This is a genomic window from Paracoccus seriniphilus (genome assembly GCF_028553745.1).
In the GTDB taxonomy this organism is placed as follows: domain Bacteria; phylum Pseudomonadota; class Alphaproteobacteria; order Rhodobacterales; family Rhodobacteraceae; genus Paracoccus; species Paracoccus seriniphilus.
Window position 1 is genome coordinate 249,710 of sequence record NZ_CP067132.1, and the last position, 24,301, is coordinate 274,010.

16 protein-coding genes and 3 pseudogenes are annotated in these 24,301 nt (G+C 57.6%); 12 read left to right on the forward strand and 7 right to left on the reverse strand.

The features are described 5' to 3' along the window. The first annotated feature begins 135 nt into the window (after window positions 1-135). Complete coding sequence (locus JHW44_RS19605; RefSeq protein ID WP_089346217.1) at window positions 136-1,392, forward strand: IS110 family RNA-guided transposase; 1,257 nt, start codon at window positions 136-138, stop codon at window positions 1,390-1,392. 236 nt (window positions 1,393-1,628) lie between these two features. Here the strand turns inward: JHW44_RS19605 and JHW44_RS19610 are convergent. Next, a pseudogene (locus tag JHW44_RS19610) lies at window positions 1,629-1,909 on the reverse strand (IS481 family transposase); the annotation flags it as partial. Window positions 1,910-2,220: 311 nt separating this feature from the next. Between JHW44_RS19610 and JHW44_RS19615 the strand changes: the two are divergent. The 4 genes and pseudogenes from JHW44_RS19615 to JHW44_RS19630 form a co-directional block, all read left to right on the forward strand. Further along, window positions 2,221-2,634, forward strand: coding sequence for a hypothetical protein (locus JHW44_RS19615; protein WP_089346211.1), 414 nt, complete (start codon window positions 2,221-2,223; stop codon window positions 2,632-2,634). 265 nt (window positions 2,635-2,899) lie between these two features. Next, entirely contained in the window at window positions 2,900-3,250 is a 351-nt protein-coding gene (locus tag JHW44_RS19620) for a hypothetical protein (RefSeq protein WP_089346210.1), read from the forward strand. Further along, entirely contained in the window at window positions 3,240-3,641 is a 402-nt protein-coding gene (locus JHW44_RS19625; protein WP_143811523.1) for a hypothetical protein, read from the forward strand. The genes JHW44_RS19620 and JHW44_RS19625 overlap by 11 nt, the downstream gene beginning before the upstream one ends. A gap of 100 nt (window positions 3,642-3,741) precedes the next feature. Continuing rightward, window positions 3,742-4,556 (forward strand): annotated as a pseudogene (locus tag JHW44_RS19630) (IS3 family transposase); the annotation flags it as partial. Between the two features lie 354 nt (window positions 4,557-4,910). Here JHW44_RS19630 and istB read toward each other — a convergent pair. The 3 genes from istB to JHW44_RS19645 all read right to left on the reverse strand — a co-directional run bounded on the left by istB (window position 4,911) and on the right by JHW44_RS19645 (window position 8,525). Continuing rightward, window positions 4,911-5,639 carry an IS21-like element ISPkr1 family helper ATPase IstB gene (gene istB, locus JHW44_RS19635; protein WP_028031292.1) on the reverse strand — a complete coding sequence of 243 codons (729 nt, stop codon included), beginning with the start codon at window positions 5,637-5,639 and terminating at the stop codon, window positions 4,911-4,913. Beyond that, window positions 5,569-7,137 carry an IS21 family transposase gene (istA, locus tag JHW44_RS19640; protein ID WP_089346207.1) on the reverse strand — a complete coding sequence of 523 codons (1,569 nt, stop codon included), beginning with the start codon at window positions 7,135-7,137 and terminating at the stop codon, window positions 5,569-5,571. The genes istB and istA overlap by 71 nt, the downstream gene beginning before the upstream one ends. Before the next feature lie 131 nt (window positions 7,138-7,268). Then, window positions 7,269-8,525, reverse strand: a complete 1,257-nt coding sequence (locus JHW44_RS19645; protein WP_089346217.1) for an IS110 family RNA-guided transposase — start codon at window positions 8,523-8,525, stop codon at window positions 7,269-7,271. Window positions 8,526-8,660: 135 nt separating this feature from the next. Here JHW44_RS19645 and JHW44_RS19650 point away from each other — a divergent pair. Both JHW44_RS19650 and JHW44_RS19655 read left to right on the forward strand, forming a co-directional pair. Next, window positions 8,661-8,933 (forward strand): annotated as a pseudogene (locus JHW44_RS19650) (transposase); the annotation flags it as partial. 155 nt (window positions 8,934-9,088) lie between these two features. After that, a complete protein-coding gene (locus JHW44_RS19655; RefSeq protein WP_089346096.1) occupies window positions 9,089-10,912 on the forward strand; it encodes a TniQ family protein in 1,824 nt (607 codons plus the stop codon). Between the two features lie 449 nt (window positions 10,913-11,361). On the opposite strand, the gene JHW44_RS19660 is transcribed toward JHW44_RS19655, so the two are convergent. Both JHW44_RS19660 and JHW44_RS19665 read right to left on the reverse strand, forming a co-directional pair. Continuing rightward, on the reverse strand, window positions 11,362-13,200 hold the full coding sequence (locus JHW44_RS19660; RefSeq protein WP_179217813.1) for a TniQ family protein: 1,839 nt from the start codon (window positions 13,198-13,200) through the stop codon (window positions 11,362-11,364). A gap of 11 nt (window positions 13,201-13,211) precedes the next feature. After that, window positions 13,212-14,153 carry a TniB family NTP-binding protein gene (locus JHW44_RS19665; RefSeq protein WP_179217812.1) on the reverse strand — a complete coding sequence of 314 codons (942 nt, stop codon included), beginning with the start codon at window positions 14,151-14,153 and terminating at the stop codon, window positions 13,212-13,214. Window positions 14,154-14,779: 626 nt separating this feature from the next. Here JHW44_RS19665 and JHW44_RS19670 point away from each other — a divergent pair. Next, entirely contained in the window at window positions 14,780-15,610 is an 831-nt protein-coding gene (locus JHW44_RS19670; protein WP_089346093.1) for a protein NO VEIN domain-containing protein, read from the forward strand. Between the two features lie 624 nt (window positions 15,611-16,234). Here the strand turns inward: JHW44_RS19670 and JHW44_RS19675 are convergent. After that, complete coding sequence (locus JHW44_RS19675; protein ID WP_089346092.1) at window positions 16,235-17,167, reverse strand: IS5 family transposase; 933 nt, start codon at window positions 17,165-17,167, stop codon at window positions 16,235-16,237. A gap of 394 nt (window positions 17,168-17,561) precedes the next feature. On the opposite strand from JHW44_RS19675, the gene JHW44_RS19680 reads away from it, so the two are divergent. The 4 genes from JHW44_RS19680 to JHW44_RS19695 all read left to right on the forward strand — a co-directional run bounded on the left by JHW44_RS19680 (window position 17,562) and on the right by JHW44_RS19695 (window position 24,299). Continuing rightward, window positions 17,562-18,473: a hypothetical protein gene (locus JHW44_RS19680; RefSeq protein ID WP_179217811.1), complete on the forward strand. Its 912-nt coding sequence runs from the start codon at window positions 17,562-17,564 to the stop codon at window positions 18,471-18,473. Beyond that, window positions 18,466-20,760: a hypothetical protein gene (locus tag JHW44_RS19685; RefSeq protein ID WP_089346090.1), complete on the forward strand. Its 2,295-nt coding sequence runs from the start codon at window positions 18,466-18,468 to the stop codon at window positions 20,758-20,760. The genes JHW44_RS19680 and JHW44_RS19685 overlap by 8 nt, the downstream gene beginning before the upstream one ends. Window positions 20,761-20,984: 224 nt before the next feature. Beyond that, on the forward strand, window positions 20,985-23,450 hold the full coding sequence (hsdR, locus tag JHW44_RS19690; protein WP_089346089.1) for an EcoAI/FtnUII family type I restriction enzme subunit R: 2,466 nt from the start codon (window positions 20,985-20,987) through the stop codon (window positions 23,448-23,450). Beyond that, window positions 23,451-24,299 (forward strand): FRG domain-containing protein, encoded by an 849-nt coding sequence (locus JHW44_RS19695; protein WP_089346088.1) that lies wholly within the window; start codon window positions 23,451-23,453, stop codon window positions 24,297-24,299. The last annotated feature ends 2 nt before the right edge of the window (window positions 24,300-24,301 follow it).

Here is a 24,301-nt window from a genome sequence, read left to right on the forward strand (position 1 = left end):
GTAGCACGTCGGGAAGAAGCGCTGTTTTAAGGTTATGGCCACGCGCGTAGCCCCCAAATAGCGCAGCGTGTGGCCATAACCGGTCTCAGGTCTCAACAGTGGTTTTGCAGAACCACACCGCTGAGGAGACCGGCTATGCCCGCCAACCATTCTACTGCTGCGACTGTGCTTGTCGCCATCGACATTTCCAAGCACCGCCACGAGGTCTTGATCGAGGTACCGGGCAAGAAGCGCCGTCGTCGCATGACGATCATGAACACGTTGGAAGACTTCCAGCGCTTGTCCGCGAGCCTGGCCAGCTACGGCCTGCCTGTGCGGGTCGGGTTCGAGGCGACCGGCAACTATCACAGGCCACTGGCACATCATCTCGGGCAGGCCGGGTTTGACTTGAAGCTCATCCCTTCTGTCGGGCTCGCCCGGACGCGCGAGGCCCTGCACAACAGTTGGGACAAGAACGACCCGAAGGATGCCCAGGTCATCCTGCACATGCTGGAGATTGGCGCCGTGCAGTTCTTTCATGATCCGCTGGTCGTCGGGACCGCCGACATCCAGGAATTGTCAAAGACGCACGAGATCGTTTCACGCTCGAAGACCGAGCTCTGGCACCGCATCCTGACCCATTACCTGCCGCTCTATTTCCCAGAGGCCGAACGGTTTCACCGAAGCTCACGAACCGATTGGTTCCTGGCCTTCCTCGAGAAGTATCCGACACCGACGATGATCACGGCCATGAGCCAGGAAACCTTCATCGCAGACGCTTGGCAGGTGGTGGGCAGGAAGGTCGCCAAGGAGCGCCTGCTTTCAGATATTTACGCTACGGCGGTCAACTCTGTTGGATTGCCCGTGGAACCGGATTCCGACGCCGTTCGCATGTTCCGCCTGGTCCTTTCCGAAGGTAGAAGCCTCGTCCGCCAGCGCAACGAGATCGAGGCCCGGGCGGTCGCGCTGCTCTCCGATCTGCCGGATTATCAGCTACTGACAACCATCCCCGGCATTGGTCCGATCAATGCCATGACCATCTTGGCCGAGGCCGGTGACCTACGCCGATTTCGGCATCATCGGCAGTTCCTGAAGTTCTGCGGCATGGATCTTGCCACCGTGCAGTCCGGCATGTTTCGCGGGCAGAGCCGGATCTCGAAGTACGGCAATGCCCGGCTGCGCCGCACGCTATGGATGGCCGGCCAGACGGCGGTCCAGACAAAGACCAACAGCTTTCGGGACAAGTTCGAACGCTACATCTCGAAAGACCGACACAACGCTCATCTGCGCCGCAAGGCCTACACCGCGATCGCGGCCAAGATGGCGCGCACCGTACACGCTGTGGTCAATCACGGCGAACCCTATCGCCCCTTCTTCGAGGGGGTGAGCCCAGGCGGAAGGACCTCTCTCTGACTGAGCCGTGGAGGCAGTCAATCTGACCTCGTAGATAATGTTCGGGCCTTCTGCTTGGGATTTGGGATCTCGTATTAAGGACGGTGAGGGCCGCCAGCGCGCGTACCCTGTGTTTGCTATGGATGAGATCATTTCTTGACGGCAGAGCCCGTCTGGGCAACCTTATCAGGGTATCCGGACAGCCGGATGCCACACGACCTGCTGACCTAAGCAGCCAGATTTTCCTGACATAGGACGTTGTCGGTCAGCACCCCGTGCAGGCGGTAGGGGACAGCCGCATCAGGTCACACAAGAACTGGGCTGCCGCCATCTTCCCTGCCTTCTTGACAAGCAGGGCGAAAGCGAACCTGCCTGTCCGGTCAATGCCGACGAACAGATAGAGCTTTCCTTCCGCCGTCTGCACTTCTGCGATGTCGATATGAAAGTAGCCGATAGGATAACGTTTGAAGCGCTTTCGCTTTGGTTTGTCGCCGTCAACATCGGGCAGCCGTGAAATCTCATGCCGTTGCAGGCCGCGGCAGATGCCACCTCCTCCTCCTTGGACCAGGAGGCCGCGTATCGCCGGACTGAACCGCGCCGGGTTTGCCGGATACTCCAACTCATGAGTAGGATGGAGCATCCGGCAAACCCGGCGCGGTTCAAGCCGAATGGCGGCTACGGCCAAGGAGTTCCCCAATTTTACCGAATGAAGTTGAAGTTTTTTCTTCGTGCCGCGAGCACTTAGCCAATCTCCGTGTCGAGGGACGAAAACAAGGAGGACCATACCGAAGCGCAGACAGGCTTGACGCTGCCACGAATGGCAGACGCGCAACAAACAGGAGGACCACCATGCTGCGCAAGTTTCCCACGAATACCCTGTCCGCAGATCCGCAACTCGACGCCGTGCGCGCACATTTCGACAAACACGGTGCCGCCCTGTGCAATGCCGCCGGGCTGATCAACGGCGAGGCCGGGACGGCTCGCGTCCTACGCCTCATGTCCGGGCTCCGCGAAGCCTCGCGCCTGGACCGAGCCGCCCGGCGCAAGCTGGTCGAGCTGCACCGGCTCCTGTCCCTCGATCCGTTTGGCGATGATCTCGAACCGGATTTGTCGTCCTGGCCTCTACTCGATCCTGCCAGCCCCGTCGTGGAAGAGATATGCCTACTCACCGACCGGCTCTATGACCTTCTGGTCGAGATCGGAGAACTGGATGACGAGCAGAAGGCGCTGGCACTCGCCCACGGGGTGCAGGACGCCGCTTAAAACGCCATGCCGGTCGTGCGGTGTGCGCATGGCCGGCGGCATGCTCTTGGATAGACGCAAAGAAAAAATTGCGGCCCCGCCAGATTTCTTCTTCGTCTCTCAAAAGAACGACCAATGTTCTCATCACCAGCACCCAAGACCAGCTTTTGAAACCAACCAGTAGGAGCCCGCCGAAACCCAAGCATCTCCCGCGAAGCAAGGAACATGACGCCGCAGAATAGGCGCACCGGCACCGTTTCCGCCACCGCATGAAAGGGAGAACATCATGCTCAACACCACCAACCTCCACGCCGCCGAGGCGCGTCTCAGCGCAGCCTACGCCGCAGAACAGCATCTGCGCCGCCATGGTGCAAGTCTGTGCGACCTGCTCGATGCTCTGGATGATCCCAGCGGCTTCGCGGCACTCTGTGACCTGCATGGCGCCTACGGGCAGCCGATCCCAGATACGGATGCCGTCGAGACTGCGCTGCGCGACATCCAACGCATCCTGGCCGAGCAGACGCCGTCATCGCTCGACCGGATCGGTCATGAGCGGCGTCTTCCCGCGTCGGACATGGCGCGGTGGCACGGCGCGCGCGTCAGCGAGCTTCTCGCGCGGTTCCGCCATGCCCAATAAGGCCGTCGGCACACGCTGTGCCCTTCAGGTGGCGCGTAAGCGCCGCCTGAGCGTCAATCCTGACGCGTTCGCGGTAGAGCAGGACATCTGCGACGTGACGCTCTGGCTCTCCGAGAAGCACAACTTGTCTCGGGTCCACGTATGGGTAGACCGGCACTATACACAGGCCGGTCAAGAGATCGCAGGTGTTACCGTGATAAACTCACCGAGCCTCCCCGCGCACCTGACCGAGGAAGCACACGAGGCCTTCCTCGCGCTTGGTTACAAGGTCGAAGATACGGGGGCTGACATATACGCCTATGGATTCTGTCACGGCAATCATTCGAGGCACGAGGCCATCCAAGCTTACGCGCGCATCGAGAACGCGCTGCGACTCTGGCGAGCACCTTAGGAAAATCATAAGCTCCTCGAAAAGGGCGGCGGTAATCCCCCCCGATCTTAGGGGGATGCGGAAGTAGAATTTTCTCGGCAGGATGAACGAGGAGATACCGATGAAGAAGACACGTTTCACAGAAGCCCAGATCATGGGCGTGCTGCGCCAGATGGAAGGCGGCGTTCCTGCTGCCGAGTTGTGCCGTGAACATGGCATGAGCAGTGCCACGCTTTACAAATGGCGGGCCAAATATGGCGGTATGGATGCGAGCCTGATCAGCGAGATGAAGGCGATGGCCGAGGAGAACCGCCGCCTGAAGCGTATGTTCGCTGATGTCAGCATGCAAAACGACCTGCTGAAGGAGGCGCTCGGAAAAAAATGAAGCGGCCAGCTCAACGCCGAGAGTTGGCCGTGAAAGCGGTGGCGATGAAGGGCGTCAGCATCGCACTGGCGTGCCGGGCATTTGATGTCAGCGAGACCTGCTACCGATACAGCCCGAAGCTGGACGATGAGAACGAGCAGATCGCCGACCTGCTGCTTGGGCTGACGAAGGCGAAGAAGACCTGGGGCTTTGGCCTGTGCTTTCTCTACCTGCGCAATGTCCAGGGCCATGGCTGGAACCACAAGCGGGTCTACCGGATCTACCGCGAGCTGGAGCTGAACCTCAGGATCAAGCCGCGCAAACGGCTGAAACGGGAGAAGCCCGACGAGTTGGCCGTGCCAGAACAGCCGAACGAAGTCTGGTCCATGGCCTTCATGGCAGATCGCCTCGGGGACGGACGCCAGTTCCGGCTGCTGAATGTCCTGGACGACTTCAACCGTGAAGGGCTGGGTATCGAGGTCGACTTCTCGCTACCCGCGGAACGCGTCGTCAGGGCGCTGAACCAGATCATCGAATGGCGTGGTGCGCCTCGAACCATACGAGTCGACAACGTCCTATGTCAGGAAAATCTGGCTGCTTAGGTCAGCAGGTCGTGTGGCATCCGGCTGTCCGGATACCCTGATAAGGTTGCCCAGACGGGCTCTGCCGTCAAGAAATGATCTCATCCATAGCAAACACAGGGTACGCGCGCTGGCGGCCCTCACCGTCCTTAATACGAGATCCCAAATCCCAAGCAGAAGGCCCGAACATTATCTACGAGGTCAGATTGACTGCCTGTCAATCGGCAGGCAATCTTGACCCCCTATCGGCGTTCAAAAATGACCCCCATGGAGCGCACGGGTAGCTGGCCCGATGCGGTGTAGCCCCCATACAGCGCAGCCGTATCGGGCCAGCGTGGCCGTCGGTCATTCTCGGGTCTTGAAGCGCCAGCTCTCGTTGCCGGTTTCGACGATGTCGCAGTGATGGGTCAGCCGGTCGAGCAGCGCCGTGGTCATCTTCGCGTCGCCAAAGACCGAAGGCCATTCCCCGAAGTCGAGATTGGTCGTCACGATGATCGAGGTGCGTTCGTAGAGGCGGCTGATGAGATGGAACAGTAGCTGGCCGCCGGTCTGCGCGAAGGGGAGATAGCCGAGCTCATCGAGGATCAGGAAGTCGAGGCGGCAGAGCAGGTCTGCCGTGCGCCCCTGTCGATCGGCACGGGCTTCGGCATCGAGCTTGTTTACCAGGTCTACGACATTGAAGAAGCGCCCCCGCTTGCCGCGCCGGATGCAGGCCCGGGCGATGCTGACGGCCAGGTGCGATTTACCAGTCCCGGTGCCGCCGATGAGGACGACATTGCGCTGCTGTTCGAGGAACTCTCCGGCGGCCAGATCGCGTACCAGCGTCTCGTTGACCGGCGTTTCCTCGAAGCTGAACTCGTCGACCTCTTTCGCCAGCGGCAACTTGGCGATCGTCATCTGATATTTGATCGAGCGCGCCTGCTTCTCGCTGATCTCGGCATTCAGCAGGTCGCCGACGATCTGTTGCGGCTCGTGCTGGCGCTTCACCGCCGTGGTGATGATCTCATCGTAGGCGGCCTTCATGCCGTAAAGCTTCAGCTGGCTCATCGCGTCCAGCACTTGTGATCTTTCCATGGTTGGGTCTCCTGAGACTGTCGTAGCGTTTGCAATCGGCGACGGGCTCGCAGGTCAGTCGCAACGCGGCCGGCGTATCGATGGTCAGTGGCGGTGGCGGCTCCCGATGCCGTGCAAGGATGTTGATGACGACCGAGGCCGCAGGGACCCCTTCGCTCAGGGCCTCGGCACAGGCAGCATCCACCGCATCCAGCCCATCGATCGGGATCATGCTCAGGATCTGGACCATCTGCCGGTCGCCGTTCGGCACCTTGCCAAGCTTGCGCTGCACGCGCCTGATCGCCGGCGGCAGGTCCCAGCCCTTGAAGGGGGCCCCATTCCGGAGGGCGCCGGGCTTGCGAGCCAGAACCGGAATGTAGTGCAACGGGTCGTAGATGGCCTTGTCGCGCCCGAAGGCTCGGGCGTGCTGCCCCACGATCTTGCCGTCCTGCCAGAACTCGACCCGCTCGGCATAGGCACGGATCTCGACAGGTCGGCCAACGGCCCGGCCGTTCACGGAGTAGCGGTTCTTGTCGAACCGGACGAGACAGGTCTTCGAGACCGAGGCTGGCACGGCATGGAAGCCGTCGAACGGACCGACGTAGGGGACAAGACTCGTGCGCTCGTCCTGGAATACCTCCCAGATCGTTCGATCCCGAAGCTCCTGGTGCGGGTTGGCTTTGGCCCAGGCAACACAGCGATCCTCGAGCCAGGCGTTGAGTTCGGCGTAGCTCTTGAACTTCGGCCGAGGCACGAAGAACCGCCGCCGGACAACGCCGACCTGGTTCTCGACCTGTCCCTTCTCCCAGCCGGATGCCGGGGTGCAAGCGACGGGATCGACGAGGTAATGGCTGCACATCTGCTGGAACCGGCGGTTGTAGGCGCGGTCGCGGCCGACGAAGATCGTGTCGACCGCGGTCTTCATGTTGTCGTAGATGCCCCGTGTGCAGGTGCCCCCGAAGAAGGCGAACGCCTTGTCATGGGCGTCGAAGACCATCTCCTGCGTCTCGCGGGGATAGGCACGCACGAACAGCATCCGGCTGTGACACAGGCGGACATGTGCCACCTTCACTGTGGTCGTCGCGCCATCGATCACTACGATCTCATGGCTCCAGTCGAACTGGTAGGCTTCCCCCGGATCGAAGCTCAGCGGCACATAGGCCGCGGCGGATGCCACCACCTCCTCCTTGGACCAGGTTGCCGCGTATCGCCGGACCGCATCATAGCCGCCATCATATCCTCGGGCCCGGAGTTCCTCGAAGATGCGGATGCGGGTCAGTCGCTCGCGCTTGGGCTTCCGCGCGTTCACCGACAGCATCTCGTCGAGCAAGTCTTTCCAAGGTCCGATCTTCGGCAACGGCTGAATGGTTCGCTCGTAGGTGAGCTCCGTTGCACCTGATCGGATCACCTTGCGCACCGTGTTCCGCGACACCCGCAGTTCACGGCAGATCTGCTTGATCGACTTCTTGTCCTGAAAATACGCCCGCCGGATCTTCGCTATCGTCTCCACGACCAACATCCCACACTGTGCTCCCCGATGACCTCGGGGGCATCATCCACATCAGTGTAAGGGGGTCATTTTTGGACGCCGATCACCCCTCTACGGGGTCAAAATTGCACGCCGGTTCACAGACTGCCTCCACGGCTCAGTCAGAGAGAGGTCCTTCCGCCTGGGCTCACCCCCTCGAAGAAGGGGCGATAGGGTTCGCCGTGATTGACCACAGCGTGTACGGTGCGCGCCATCTTGGCCGCGATCGCGGTGTAGGCCTTGCGGCGCAGATGAGCGTTGTGTCGGTCTTTCGAGATGTAGCGTTCGAACTTGTCCCGAAAGCTGTTGGTCTTTGTCTGGACCGCCGTCTGGCCGGCCATCCATAGCGTGCGGCGCAGCCGGGCATTGCCGTACTTCGAGATCCGGCTCTGCCCGCGAAACATGCCGGACTGCACGGTGGCAAGATCCATGCCGCAGAACTTCAGGAACTGCCGATGATGCCGAAATCGGCGTAGGTCACCGGCCTCGGCCAAGATGGTCATGGCATTGATCGGACCAATGCCGGGGATGGTTGTCAGTAGCTGATAATCCGGCAGATCGGAGAGCAGCGCGACCGCCCGGGCCTCGATCTCGTTGCGCTGGCGGACGAGGCTTCTACCTTCGGAAAGGACCAGGCGGAACATGCGAACGGCGTCGGAATCCGGTTCCACGGGCAATCCAACAGAGTTGACCGCCGTAGCGTAAATATCTGAAAGCAGGCGCTCCTTGGCGACCTTCCTGCCCACCACCTGCCAAGCGTCTGCGATGAAGGTTTCCTGGCTCATGGCCGTGATCATCGTCGGTGTCGGATACTTCTCGAGGAAGGCCAGGAACCAATCGGTTCGTGAGCTTCGGTGAAACCGTTCGGCCTCTGGGAAATAGAGCGGCAGGTAATGGGTCAGGATGCGGTGCCAGAGCTCGGTCTTCGAGCGTGAAACGATCTCGTGCGTCTTTGACAATTCCTGGATGTCGGCGGTCCCGACGACCAGCGGATCATGAAAGAACTGCACGGCGCCAATCTCCAGCATGTGCAGGATGACCTGGGCATCCTTCGGGTCGTTCTTGTCCCAACTGTTGTGCAGGGCCTCGCGCGTCCGGGCGAGCCCGACAGAAGGGATGAGCTTCAAGTCAAACCCGGCCTGCCCGAGATGATGTGCCAGTGGCCTGTGATAGTTGCCGGTCGCCTCGAACCCGACCCGCACAGGCAGGCCGTAGCTGGCCAGGCTCGCGGACAAGCGCTGGAAGTCTTCCAACGTGTTCATGATCGTCATGCGACGACGGCGCTTCTTGCCCGGTACCTCGATCAAGACCTCGTGGCGGTGCTTGGAAATGTCGATGGCGACAAGCACAGTCGCAGCAGTAGAATGGTTGGCGGGCATAGCCGGTCTCCTCAGCGGTGTGGTTCTGCAAAACCACTGTTGAGACCTGAGACCGGTTATGGCCACACGCTGCGCTATTTGGGGGCTACGCGCGTGGCCATAACCTTAAAACAGCGCTTCTTCCCGACGTGCTACGGCCCAGAATACATCAGCGGCACCCTCATGGAATGGGCCGAAAACAAGGGCATCTCCTTGGCCCACATACAGCCGGGGAAACCGCAGCAGAACGCTTATGTCGAGCGCTACAACCGGACGGTCCGGCACGAATGGCTGGACCTCCACATCTTCGAAAGCATCGACGAGGTGCAGCAGATTGCCACCGAATGGCTCTGGTCCTACAACAATGAACGCCCGAACATGGGCAACGGCGGGATGACACCCGCACAGAAACTGAGAATGGCCGCGTAAATTCTACGACCAAGCCCCCGTAAAAACGGGGGGATTACCTGGGCTGTCCAGGAAAAGGCGGATGTCGGAAAGAACGTCTTCTTGTCAAACGATTGGTCGAAGATCGACCTCTCTGAGAAACCCCTTCCACCCCGCGACAGAAAGGGCCGCTGATTATGCTGCTACCCTTCTTGCCGTTCGACCCCAATGAGACGCCGTTATCCTATGCCGCGCGCTTGGCTCACTATCATGCCGACAAACCGATAGTTCCATTTCTGAGGGATCTGCAGATCCGACCGGAGGCGATCGCGTCGTCCGAGCCGGACGCTCTCGCAAGGCTGGCGGAGACTTCTGGTGCGCCACTGAACGATCTGCGCCGGAATGCTGCAGTTCGCCAGGGCAAACGGACATATGATCTTCGTGGTGAGCCGGTCACCGCCGAGTTCCTGTCGAACCCGTACACTGTATTCTGCCCTGCCTGCCTGGCAGAGGATGATATGACTGGACGACGCCGTGGACGTTGGCACTGGGCCCTTTCGATCGTGCGGACATGCCCGCATCACGAGATCGCTCTGGTTCGCCAGGCGCAGGCCGCATGGGATGACAAGCTTCACGAGCTTGACCGCCGGGTGCCCGAGCGCGGCAGTGAACTCCAGGCCATGATCGAAAGGGCAGTGCGCCGCTCAGTTTCGCCCCTGCAAGGCTATGTGCAGCGACGCCTCGAAGGAATTGCGGGCCCAGATTGGCTGGATGCCCAGACCCTTGATCAGGCGACCCGCGCGACAGAACTCCTGGGAGTTTTGGTCGTCTACGGGCGGACCCAGAAGCTCCCGGAGCTCACCTCTGATGACTGGGATCATGCCGGTCGCGTTGGCTTCCAGTTCACGTCGCGCGGCGAAGAAGGCATTCGGGAGGCGCTCGAAACGCAGTTGCGGAAATTCGACGAGGCCACTGGAAACGCTGGACCACGCAAGATCTTCGGGTGCTTCTACAACGCCCTCGCGCACTCGAAATCACTCAAAGAACCTGGCGACATCGCGCGCATTCTTCGCGACGTCATTACCGAGAACATCGTAATGCCGGCTGGGACGAAGGTGCTGGGCGTCGAATTTCCCGAGCGCCAGTTGCACACGGTCGCATCCCTGGCCAAGGAGCAATCCCTCGACTCGCGGACCCTGAGTAACGTGCTGGTTGCCGCGGGGGCGATCCCGGAGAATGCACCGGCACATTTCGCGATCCCGGCAGATCTGGGTCGTGAAATCGCGGGACGCATGAAGCGCACGGTGAACGTGATCTCGCTGTGGAAAGACATGAATTGTACTCGCCCGCTCGTCGATCAGCTTTTTGCTGATCGGCTTCTCACTCCCATTTACTACGGGAGGCCGAGCGCGAGAGGGCGTGCCCAAAAAGCCGTGGATCGCGACGAGATTGCCGTGCTGGTTGGCAAGCTCCATGCGAAGGCGGCTGAACTGGATGCCGAAACCGACGGGTTGGTGCCGGTCTCGAAAGCTGCGGAGAAGGCAAAGGTGCCGGCCGTTGCTGTGGTGCATATGATACTGGGAGGTTTCCTCGGTCGTGTATTTCGCTTGGCTGGTCAGGGCGGGATAGGCGCGCTTCGGGTCGACTCTACGGAGGTCGAGCGGCACGCGGCTGCCTTCGGCGTAGGTCTTTCACCGATGGCGGCCTTCGGCGCGCTGAAAATCCCGAGGGATGTTGGTTGGCGCCTGGTCGATCGGCATCCGCAGGAGGTGAGTTTGACCGTCGACTGGATCGCTGGATCCGACGACAGCCACCGGATTCCACGGTTCGATCCGGCGGACGTCGGCGACTTCAAGGCTCGGTTCACCCATCCTGCACGGATCGCCGAGACTCATGGCCTTCAGGTGGGGGAGGTTGTCGGCCGCCTAAAGCGTCGGGGCATTCGTCCCATCTTGACCAGGGCCAAGATCGGCGTGGACTTCTACCGGACCAACGATCTGGAGCCGGATCTGTTCACTTAACATAATGGGGCTTCTCGGCCCTTTCGCCACATCGAAATCTTGAAGCCGCCCTTACGGGCGGCTTTTTTCATGTCTTGGTCTCGGATGTTGCGAAGAAGAGGGCAGGGGCAAGTTATTCTTACAAGGAGTGGTCAGAATATGCTTCCATAGTGGCCAAATTATTGGAGTGATGGAATAAATTATTCAATGAAATCAATGATTCCAATCTTCACAATGGACAATAAGTCCTTACGGCTACAACAAGTGTGATGACAACCTAATTTCGGCCATCAACAACCTTTAAGCCATTGATTTTATTAAACGTAGAATCAAAGTCGGCGGCAAAATGGGCCATTTGACAAGCTAATCTTGGCTACCGGATTTCGTGAGTTGCAGCCCTGCAGCCGAACAAAAGAACGGCCGCCCCCAAGGGACGGCCGACCAATGATGTTACATGTTGTCAGGGATGTCTACACGCGGAAGCGATCCGGCAGATCGCTTCGTCGAAAGATCCGTACGCCGATGTCGGACTTTAGCAAAAAGGGCTTCGCTCCAGCCGCCTTCATCACCGGCTTCAGGTCTCGAACGCCCATCCCCAATGCGGCACCGATATGCACTTCCGTCGTAAATTCGGAAAGAAACGCATCGACGACTTCAGGCTCAAACCGATGGATGACGTGTTCTCCATCTTCGGACCGGATTTCACATGCCCGTAGAAGCCCCCGCCGAACCAGTTCCCAGCCGGATGCAACGGGAATACCCATCCGGATGAATGCCTCCGAAGGCGACAAGCCGCCCATGACGTCAGAAACGACCGCCTTGGCTTCGATCGGATCCAAGTGGATTGCGTCACATCCGTCAAAACCAACGGCTCGTACCACCTTCTGAAGGTGCCCTCCCAAGATGAGATGCACGATCTCGACCGCAGGAGCGTTCGACTTCATGGCTGCTTTCGCGAGATCGACCATGCCGCCTGGGATTTTCTCGACCGGCTTCGTGAAAGCGGTGATCCGACGAAGCAGCTCCTCGGCCTCCTTTTCATCGACAGCCTTTTTCTTGCGACCCGGAGCATCCGAGACCTCGTCGACGATCGGCGTCAAAATCCGTTCGGCAACGAGTTGTTCTGCGAGAGGACGCGTGCAGCCGAGCAGTTTCGGCAGCCCCGAAATCGGAACAAGTCGACGCACGGTCTGCGAGACTTCGCGACCGAGATCGGCGTCAAAGACGTAGTTGGCGTCTCGAGCCGCATTCAATGGGATAACCGCCTTAGCTTCCAGCACATTTCGAAGCGTGCGTGGGTCGAGACCGCTCTCTTTTGCGAGAGTGGCGCAAGTATGAAGCCGACGCTCAGCAAGTGTCTTGCCGAGCACAGTCTTGCCCGCCGGCATTTCGATGTTTTCGACGATGTAGTCACGGAGGATCCGCTTGATGTCTCCGGGCTCCTTCTTGGCTCGGGACCGCGAAAGCCACTGGTACAGGCGGCCGAAGACCGCCTGAGGGCCAAGCTTGCCGCCCTTTCGGTTGGCGCGCGCGTGAATATCGGCCAGGACGCGACGGATACCGTCTTCGCCTTGGGCAGTGATGGCGTAGCCCGCGGCACCTGCCCGATCCCAATCGTCCTCCGTGAGGTTGTCGAGGTTCGGCCTCGCACCGAACAAAACAAGCGCACCAAGCATTTCGCTTGCACGAACAGCTTGCTCGAGGCCTTCGCTGTCGAGCCAGGCGGGGCCGGTCTCTCCTTCGAGGCGCGCGAGGGTATAATTCTGAAGAGGCGATACGGAGCGAGGCTGAAGCTGGCCGATCATGTCTGCGAGGCGCTCGCCCGTTTCCGGGACAATGACTCCAAGCTCGTGAAAACGGTCGCCCGAGAAATCCGCCTTTCGACGCATGAGGGGAAGACCGTGGCTTGGGCAGGTCCGAACGACAGCCAGTTGCCAGATCCACTGGTGACGCCGTTCACCGGTCTGGCCGCCGGATGCCTGATCATCCTCCAGCAGGCACGCCGGACAGAATACCGTATAAGGTGACGCCAGAAATTCCGCTGACACGTGCTCTCCGCGTAGGTCATAATGCCGTCGATCCAAACCCCGAGGGGCGTTGGCGAAGAGCGCATCTGGCGAGACGCCAGTCCAATCTGCCAGCCGATGTACGGCATCAGAATCCCCGCGCGCAAGCTCCGGAGGCTTTATGCCATTGTCGCTAAGGAAAGAGCCCGTTCGACCGCCGATGTGGAAGGCTGCCAGGCGTGCTACGAAGCCCATTACGGATTCGGCCGGATCATGGGCGATGTGAGGTGAGAGCATTGCCATGAACATGAACCTCACGCGGCTTCGTGGAGTTTGGTGAGGTCGATTTGGGCCCACCGTGGAGACAGGAAAACGTTCTTGCCGGGCATGACGCCCTCCTGCATCGCCCACGAATGCGCGAAATGCTGCGCCGTAAGCTGCCCATCGCCCTTCCGGAGGGCCGTTTCGATTGCGGCAATGATGTTCTCGATGCAGCGACCGAACCGGGAGCGGCTCGCATAGACAAGCCGATGGATGATATCCGACCCGGCATCCGGAACGAGACCCGCGTCTTTGCAGAACTTTTCCATAATACCCCGCAGCATCTTTTCGTGAGTGCTCGCAGAGATTGTGGGCAGCGTGACCTTGGAATAGCGCCTTTTGACCTGATCGTCGTAGGATGCGATGTTCCACAGGGAGTCGATGCCAGTCAGAATGACAATCACCGCGCCCTCCCCTTGCATCACCGATTTCAGCATCTTCAGGATGTCTTCGATCGCCTTCCCGGCCCTGAACAGGTCATGGGCCTCGTCGATCCAGAGTACGGCCGTCCCCAGTTGCTGCATGCGGAAACGGACAAGTCGCCAGATGTCCCACTCCTTGCGTTTTGAAGAAACCTCTGGGTACCCGGTAGCCCGAAGTATCTCGAGGCCCAGGCTTTTTAGGGTCGCGGGACTTGGTACGCGGACCCCGATCCACGGCTTGTGGCCAGGCTCTTCGCTCTGCAACGCGGGATGGGTCTTTAGGAAGTGATGCACCAGCGAAGTTTTCCCGCCGCCAGGACCTTCGACGAGCACGATCCCGTGGGTTTCACCGGTTGAGGTAAACGTCACTGGCTTGGCCATAGGCTGACCCTTTGCGTCGTGCTGCAGCAGCAGCTCGAAGTGTTCCTGGAGAATTTTGTCACGAGCCGTCTCGATATAGTTTGCGCGCAGTTCCGCACTGACCCGGAACGGATCGGTTCCACGTTTGTCCATGTTGTTCTCCGAAATTTGAAGGTTGCTGACAGCCGACGTCCGTCTTTCTGCAGCGCACACCGGTCTGTGCTCCGAAAGTGCGTTCATCGGAATTTCAACAGAAATTGTTTGACGACGCGTAGCGACCTGAGACCAGCATTCTTGCTCATGCCAGGGGCGCGGGGGCCCGTCAGCCTCCAAAGGATGTTGTGCTTCGGGTCTGAGGTACCGTCTTGTGATAGACGGTCACCGCGTGGCGGCGAGTTACGCGTCCCCGCGCGGTCGTGTCTGAATTCTCATGACAATTCTCCTCTATCGTCGCACCCAAGAGGTTGGCCAACTTGTGTGGAAAGGAAGAAGATTTCACATGAAATCCGAACGGATGAATGCGAGGCGGTTTATCGCGGCGCCTCGAGCTTTGTCCGGTTACTCGCGACAGCCTACAGCGCAGGCACTCGCAGATAGCAACCTAACCCATTCACGAAGCCCGACGAGATCAAGCACTCTCGGCTCGACGGGAGAACTGGCCCCCAAGTACACCATGGTGATGGTTCGCCGCCCCCCCCAATACCAGGCCATGTCCGGCCCCGCTGAACAGCGTCGCGTTTCAGAATGACAAGCTATTCGGCACCGCTTATCGTGCGATCATGGAAGCAACCGATTGGTCCGATTTGGAAAACGACGCTGTGGTCGCAGCGTATTTCTCGATGCTAAGCGACGAACTGTCGGGGCGTCGCTACAACAAGGCCGCCCAGAACCGCGCCCTTCAGGACCAGATCAACCGCAGCCGGGGCTCTATAGAATTCAAGATGTGCAACGTCTCTGCCGCTCTGCGCGGCCTCGGGTTGCCGATTATCAAGGGCTACGCGCCCCGCTTCAATTTCCAGATGGCGCTCGCCGAGGCTGCAGCCCGCTGGCTGGCATGCAATCCGGAGTGGGAGATCGCGCTTCATCAGAAAGAGCAGCGCCAGATGGCCGAACCTGCGCCGATTTTCGTCGGCGTGGCCCCCACCCTGAGGAATGCGCCGCCCCCGGACGAGCTTGAACAGATGCAACGCATCGCACGCCGTTTCGACGCGGCAGGACGCGACGAGCGCAACCGCGCCCTGGGATACGCCGGCGAAGAGCGTGTATTTCACCACGAACGCGCGACCTTGAAATTAAATGGCAGAGACGACCTCGCCCGACAGGTACGGTGGGTATCGAAGGAGGACGGCGACGGTCTGGGCTTTGACATCGCCAGCTTCACGCCGGACGGACAGGATCGCCTGATCGAGGTGAAGACAACCAACGGATGGGAACGCACGCCCTTTCATATCTCTCGCAACGAGTTGGAGGTGGCCGAAGAACGGCGCGATCATTGGCACCTGTTTCGCCTCCATGACTTCGCACGGGAACCCAAGGCGTTCGAACTGCGCCCCCCACTGGAGGCGCATGTCTCGCTGAGCGCCACGAGTTTTCAGGCGAGTTTCGAATGACAAGCGAAGGACGCATCTTTCGCCGGACGATCGGCATCGACTACTCTGGCGCCCAGACAGCAGAAGCCAGCCTGAAGGGGCTCAGGGTTCAACAAACACAGTACGATGGGCCAGCGATCTCATATGTAAGACGCGTCAGGTCGCAGGCCTGATAGAGTGACCACAAAGCTTGGACATGTTCCGTTGCAGGGTCATGATCAGGCTCCAATGTGCCTGCACCGAACCATTCCCATTTCACCATCTCGGCGCGCGGCACTTCGCTCGCCGCTTCAACGGTTCGCAAAAGCATCAGCGCAGTGGGGGGCCTCAATAGGGCGGTGCATCCCGAGCGGATCGAGACCGCCGTCTTGACCGAGTTCAGTCCACTCGGGGAAACCAGGTTCAAAGTCCTTCATCGTCAATCCACCAATATGAAAATCAAATAGTGGGATGATGGCCGGAACAAGGTTCGTGTGCAACTCCGAGTTACTATTCCCAGAATGCGATGGCCCTCGTAGATCTCATACCGCAACACGTATTTCCCGTAAGTGAGTTTAGGTTGCAACTGCGTCGTTGGTTTTTGGTACGGTGGGGGTTGTTGCGCAAATCAGCGTTCGGGCTGAAGATGCCCTTTCCCGTGGCCTTTCAGGCGATGGCCTCGATCTCGGCCCTGCCGAGGGCCGAGAAGCGGTTCATAATGGCGATGCGGATCTGGATTTCGGCGGTCTGGCGGTCGGGGTCTCGGGACATGATCCGCTCACCGAAGAGCTTCAGGCGGTTCATCTGGGCCTCGACCCGACTTCGGACGTGGTAGCCCGCCCACTTCTTCCAGAGTGCCCGACCGAAGTGGCGCGTCGCGCGCAGGATCTCATTTCGCGCCAATGCGGCGGGGCAGTCTTCTTTCCACGCGCGGCCGTTGCGGCGGATCGGTATGACGGCATCGGCGCCGTGCTCGATGATGGCAGTGTGGCATCGGCGTGTGTCGTATGCGCCGTCCGCGGTGACAGTGGCGATCTCTTCGCCCTCAGAAATTTGCGACAGCAGGTCTGGCAGCAGGGGGCTGTCGCCCTGGCGGCTTGAGGTGAACTCGACTGCGCGTATGTCCTCGGTCTCCGTGTCCATGGCGATGTGAACCTTGCGCCATTGCCTCCGGCGGGAGGAGCCATGCTTCCGGGCCAGCCATTCGCCATCGCCGCGGAACTTCACCCCCGTGCTGTCGACAAGCAGGTTCAAGGGCTTACCCGAGCGGCGATAGGGGATCTGCACCCCGATCCGCGCTTGCCGTCGGCACAGCGTCGAATAGTCCGGAGCCGGCCAGTCGAGCCCCGCCATCCGGATCAGGCTCTCAACCAGCCCGACCGTCTGCCGCAGCGGAAGGCCGAAGAGGACCTTCAGCGTCAGGCAGGTTTGGATCGCGGCATCCGAGAACGCCTCGGGCCGTCCCCGCTTGCCGGTCTTTCCGGCGTGCCAGGCCGTGTCGGGATCAAACCAGACCAAGAGCGAACCCCGCTGGCGCAGCGCTGCGTTGTAGTCGGACCAGTTCGTCGTGCGATAGCGGGTGGGAGAGGGATTCGGCATGGCACTGATCTAACGCACTGGATTCGCGCAGTGAATCCTCATCACTGATATGTGCAACAAGGTCGGTACGGTGTTCAGATGGAAGGGGTGAAATCGATCTGCGAGAGCTTCTACTGGCATCTTCGCCTCCCTATCAATACTCTAAGCTTAAAAGAGAAATTCTTAGGTTGGGCTTAAAGTGATCGATTGGAAAAGAGGCGGCCGGACAGGCAGCATCAATAGGCTGGTAAGGAGGGAGGTGAGCGATCATCTCCGTAAAAACTCGGTGGCGAGACGGTCACGATATCGGTTTGCGCACCGGTTCCTAAGGCGCTTCTTTTCGATCGGGACATTTGGCCGGTTCGTTGGGTTATACATTTTCTTGGACGTTGCATTGGTAGTAACCGAAGGAAGCATGGCGAAATTTGCTCCCGAGTTCCTCTCCAACTGGCCGGTAGCCACTTCAGCATCCGCAATCAAGGAATCCCTGCGTAGTATAGCAAGTTATTTGATCGCGGCTCAGGTCGGTGTGCTTGGTGTAATATCAATGGCGCTCGCATTGATCACCCTGATCGCTCAAAGAGAAAGCTCATCCACCGATGTTAAGGTATACTATCACGAGTCCTTCTGCTTTGAAGTCGTCGCAAGCTCAATTGCGCTCTTGGCCATTCTATGTGCACAGCTTTTTTGGCCGGTTCAAGCGCCGCTGTTCTGGCTGGGGTTGGACCATCCCTCTCCAATTTTCGAGGCCGGGTTGCTTGGATTCCATCTTTCTTGGTTGCTCCTGAACCTTGCTGGGCTTGCTCACTTCATTACGACAACCTTCGGCTTTGTTCAGCAGTCGGAGCGAGAGTTCTTAAGGAACCGCTACACCGCCAACGTCGTGCAGCCAATGGAGATGACCACACGCTTGCGGAGACATTTTTATTCGGCCGCAAATACAATGCTGGATGGGAACGATGAGAATGCGGATGAAGAACAACCCCGTGCTACCTTCGGATCTGAATTTGGCACGCCATATAGTGTTGAATTGACGTCAGTGTTTTCGCGCCCCAAGGCTCTCCGCGATGTTCGCATGACTTGGGTCCTTTGGGCCCTGCGTCGATGGGCGGCCCGCTGCACCGATGCTGCGACAAAGAAACCCAAAGCAACAACCGACGGGCATTGGCAGAAGAGCCCAAAGATATGGTTTACACCGCATCTCGACGGCACCTTGAAGGGAAAGCAAGACTGGTGCCGGCGCTGCGGTGGGGTTCCTCTTGATTGTATTGAGAAATTTGTCTTGCGGCGGGCCTTTTGCTTCCAAAGGATTGATGAGAATGCGTGACCTTCCAACGCCAGAGCAAATCCTCGAAGAACTGGCCGATAAAACCGCTGCCCACATGGATCGCAAGGCTGTTGTCGCTTTCGACGGCGCATTAGCCGAAATGACACGCTATCACCGTTTCTTGCTGGCCTTGAACGCCTCCCAAGCTCGGGATGGTACGGTTTTTAGTTTTGCCGAAGTAGCTGGAGGCTCTTGGAACAAACCTCATCAAGATTGGACTGGGCAATACCGCCGCCTCTTCGAGCGTGCTGCTGATCAAATTCCAAATGAAACACACTACATTCGCTCGCTCGCCCATATTCCTTCACGTCTTCTGCCAGGATCAAATGATCCGAGCCTAACAACTGATGTTACTAATGGAATACTCGATCTCGGGCCAATGATGATGCATCGCCTGGAAGCTTGGGTCACTAAACGAACGGTACTTGATACACCCGAAGGTCAATCCGCTAAACCCCGGCTCTCGCTTGCAGGTTCTGACGCGAGAGCATTCGAAAGCATTTTGCCCGGGTTGGTTGGCGCGTGGGAGAGCATACTGGAACGCGCTCCAAGGTTGTACAACTGGGGTGAGCGAGGTGAGACCGATGAGGCAAAGCGCTGGGAAGCATTCCGGAGAAGCTGGCCCTTCCTTTGGCAGCACCTCACCAATACGGCCTATTGCCTTGCGATCACAGTATGGAATGAGGATGAAATTGCAGCATCCCTATTCCGCGAAGCCCTCGTGCGGTGGCCGGAAACTTTCCAGTACGTACTTGATCGTGACGCTGATCTACCAAGTAGGCGATATCTCTTTCCTGATGTTATGCAAATGGATTGGCCAGCGGCGAGCGGACACGCGGCATCTTTCGCTCATGAAAACATGCAGCCATTAACAACCGACCAAGTGTTTTCGAACATGATCCGAGGCGCGCATGACGACGTAATTCTTCTAACTGCAGGCCTGCTCTTGTTCTGGACCATGAACGAGAAGCAAACATCAAATATTGGCGGTCAAACAGCATGGGCGCTTCTGAAGCGCGAGAGTGGATGCGAGCACCGCAATCAATCAGTTGGTGATAGTGTGCGCTTGCAATCCCTATTCCTGGATTTTCTTCGGATTGAGATGTCCGGCGATAAAAATACTGATGAATCTTATGCCGTAGATCTCGACAAATTGGTCGAATCTTTAGATCGAATGACTGAACGGCGAGTAGTTCCAGGACGAATTTACACCCCATCCACGTTGCACGGGCGAGACGGTATATTGATGCCTTTGGCAGCGGTGTTGGCAGCAGTGACGCCTGAGAACGGTGATGACAGTGTATCACGTCACATCACTGAAATCGCCGAAAAGGATGAGGTGCTACCAGGCAGAGATAGGTCCCTGCGAAGGATCATTCGTGCACTCAAAAGCGTGCAATCGATACTGGAGGAACCTTCGCCCGATCTTGAAGGCGGTGTTTCTGTGCTAAAGCCGGAATTAGCCACACGTAAAGCAATCGATAGACTACGCACGATTGTTGAAGATGCTATAATTTCTATTGAAACCAAACGCCGCGAACGCTTGCAGGAACGACCGGTTGACCCAGCAAAGCTCGAGCGGATCCGCTCGGCGGTTGAAGCTGCGCTACTGAACGAAGCCGCCGAAGTACCGTTCTTTCGAGATGTGCGGATCGAACAAGCGCCACATAATGCTGATGCCGATCCAAGCGAGATAACCTTCTTGAAAATCGATAAAGCACAGATGGTTGATCCAATTATGGAATCATCAATATCTAACTTTGACGATTGGTTCATTCGGGAAACACAACAGAAGGCTGGCCGCGACGCGTGGGATGCCTTCAAACGTCGACCGCGCATGCAAACGGTGGTCAGCGCGAGCGTTGAGGAAGACGCGTTCTGGAAACAAATCGCTGGCCATATAGAACAAGTGGGTCCCGACCCAATTCTCGTGATTTCTCAGTCCGCAGAGGGCCACGCGCTTCGAAGTCAATTAGATCAGGGTGCGGATAACTTTCCTGATCTCAGGATCGAACGCCGCCCACGAGATGATGCGGGGGGCTCCTATATCGTCACCGTGGAAGGTGTGGACGTTTTCGGTGCCGATTTTCCGGCCGGCGTAGGCTGGCTGTTCTCCGGGCAAATGCTTCAACAAATTCGATATGCCGAGCTGGGCACCTCTGGACGCTATGTCGACATCGCCTTCGAACTCAAGGATGAAGAAAAAGTAGACTTACGGTTTGGGTTCCGCCACCAATTTGTCTGGAATGATAGACCAATCTTCGAGATCAAAGGGCAAGACGCGTGACCTGCCCCCCGCGAAATCCCTCACCGTGATGTAGAGTCTGCGCCAACTCTGAAGGAGCAGACAGATGCTGATCTGATCCCCGCAAACTGGGCTCCGGTCGCGGCTGGATGAAAGTTCAGTGGCAGGTCATGCTCTGGCCCTTGTTTGCGCGATTTTCGGCAAGCCAGCGCTTGTGTGTTGCGGTCGATCCGGTAGGTTGTTCAGATACTTGCGGGAAGGTTGGAATGGAAAAGCGCTTTCTCTCCGAACGAGATATTTGCAGCAAATTTATTATGCCCGCTTTGATTGCGGCGGGGTGGGATCTGAAAACACAGATTTCAGAGGAAAAGACGCTGACAGATGGGCGAATAATTGTCCGAGGCAAAATGGTTGCCCGCGGCCAGAAGAAGCGTGCGGATTACGTTTTGTATTTGAAGCCCAACATCCCAATCGCCATTATTGAGGCAAAGGACAATAAACACAGCATCAATGACGGGATGCAGCAGGCATTGACTTATGCTGGGATGCTTCGCGTCCCTTTCGCATTTTCGTCCAACGGGGATGGGTTCGTGTTCCACGACAGAACCGGTCAGTCTTCTGAAATTGAAACACGGATTGGGCTGGATGACTTTCCCTCGCCAGCGACATTGCTTGCGAAATACAAGGCGTGGAAGGGGTTTACTGACATCCAGGCCGAAAGTGCGCTTTTCCCATACTACGATGATGGAAGAACGCCGCGCTACTACCAGATGAACGCTATCAATGCTTCGCTGGAAGCGATTTCGAAGGGCCAAGACCGACTGCTGCTCGTTATGGCTACAGGCACGGGCAAGACACTCACAGCCTTCCAGATCATTTGGCGCCTATGGAAATCGGGAGCCAAAAAACGGGTCTTGTTCCTCGCTGATCGTAACATTCTGATCGACCAAACCATGGTCAACGATTTCCGCCCGTTCATCGGTGACATGGCAAAATTGTCTTCGCACTCCAAGACGATTGAACGCCCGGATGGCAGCACCGAGCAACTGACGTTGGCCGTTGACAAGAAAAGGCGCATCAACACAGCGTATCAAATCTACCTTGGCCTCTATCAAGCCCTCACCGGCCCGAAAGAATCCCAAAAGATATTCAAGGAGTTGTCGCCTGATTTCTTCGACCTGATAATTATCGATGAGTGCCATCGAGGAAGCGCAGCAGAAGATTCGGCATGGCGTGAAATCCTCGATCATTTCTCAAGCGCCACGCATATCGGCCTCACGGCAACCCCGAAGGAAACCGAATACGTCTCCAACATCGATTACTTTGGGGAACCCGTCTATTCTTATACGCTTCGGGAAGGGATTGATGACGGGTTCCTGGCTCCCTACAAGGTCATCAAGTGCCATATCGATAGAGATGTCGAAGGATACAGGCCCGAGGCTGGTCAAGTAGACCGAGATGGCGTTGAGGTCGAAGACCGCATCTACAACACCAAGGACTTTGATCGCGTCCTTGTCATTGATGACCGCACCAAGTTGGTCGCGCGACGCGTCACCCAGTTCTTGAAAGAGAGTGGTGACCGGATGCAAAAGACCATCGTATTCTGCGTCGACGAAGAGCACGCTGCTCGCATGCGCCAAGCCCTCATTAACGAAAATCAGGATCTTGTCGCGAAGGAATCCAAGTATGTCATGCGGATCACCGGCAGTGACAAAGAAGGCATAAACCAGCTCGCGAACTTCATCGACCCGGAAGCGCACTGTCCGGTCATAGTCACGACATCCCGCCTGCTCAGCACCGGCGTCGATGCCCAAACGTGCCGTCTTATCGTTCTTGATCGGCAAATCGGGTCTATGACCGAATTCAAGCAGATCGTGGGCAGGGGCACACGTGTGCACAGCGACACTGGAAAATACTATTTCACGCTGATGGATTTCCGAGGAGCGACAAGCCACTTTGCCGACCCCGACTTCGATGGTGATCCGGTCCAGATATACCAACCTACCGGTGATGATCCCATGGTGCCGCCGGAGGATGGCGACGATGCCATTGATATCGACAACGGCAATGGAGCCGATCCCAACATTGACGGCATCGAAATTCTGATCAATCCCACCGACGGCGACGATACAACGGCCATCGACGGTAGTGACAACACCGGTCCAATCCGGAAAATCTATATCGATGGCGTCGGTGCCACGATCATCAAGGAACGGGTCGAATATCTGGACGCAGACGGAAAGCTCATCACCGAAAGCCTGAAGGATTTCACCCGCAAGCATCTCACACGCCGCTTTGCTTCGATGGACGACTTCCTGAAGCGTTGGAATGCCGAAGAGCGTAAACAGGCCATCATCGATGAACTCGCAGATGAAGGGCTGGATCTGACCATGATTGGTTCAGAACTCGGCCAGGACCTCGATCCATTTGATCTTGTCTGCCACATCGCGTTCGACGCCAAGCCACTTACCCGTAAGGAACGGGCGGAGAACGTCAAGAAACGGGATGTCTTCAACCGCTATGGCGAACAGGCCCGCGCTGTTCTGGACGCCCTGCTTGAAAAGTATGCCGATGAAGGGGTATTCGACCTCGACGATACGAACATCCTCCAAATCAACCCCTTCTCCCACATGGGAACGCCAATCGAGCTTATGCGGGCTTTTGGTAGGAAACCTGATTATCTGCGGGCAGTTCACGACCTTCAAAACGCCCTATATGAAGAAAGCGCTTAGATGAGGACTATTGGAAAATCCAAGTTGCTGAATATTCCGGCGCAAGGGGGAATTCCCGTCGAGCAAACAAACGATCAGATTAGAAAATCAAAACCCACTCCTGTCCAAAATTACTTAGACTTAGCCAACAAAATCGCAGAAGTTCAATATCTAAACCCAGAACACGTTCTGGTTTTTCGTGGCCAGTCCGCTGATCACACAGACGAAAATCACATGACTTCAATTAGGCCAGGAATATTTCGTGGGCACGATTCTACGGTTACCAGGTCGCCGATTGCAGCTCGATTCGAGAAGCTCAAAAGGGCAGAAAAGCTGTTGATTGAAAAATGGTTGGATGCGCCGATTGCCGGAAATGAAAAGATAAGAAAATATCGAATTCTACGATGGTCAATTTTACAGCACTACGAGATCTGCGAGACACCATTACTCGACGTTACCTACTCACTCCGCGTAGCGGCTTCGTTCGCGTCGTTGCACGACGATAGTCACGGATATGTCTTTGCCCTTGGGGTCCCGAACATCTCCGGAACGGTGACAACTGATATGGAAGCCGGTCTTCAGACAGTTCGACTTTCGAGTGTTTGCCCGCCCCAAGCGCGCCGGCCACATATCCAGGAAGGTTATCTGTTGGGAGAGTATCCAGATATCAGTGTCTATGCCGAAAAGCAAAACTACTCGTCCTTTGAGGTCGACTTCGGCCGACGATTGTTGGCCAAGTTCGAGTTTGTCAAAAAAGCATTTTGGAACCGCAACACATTTCCTCAAATCTCGCAGCAAGCACTCTATCCCAACAGAGAAGACACCTTTAAGGACGTAGCAAAACAGATTATAATCGAACTGGGTGAATAAAC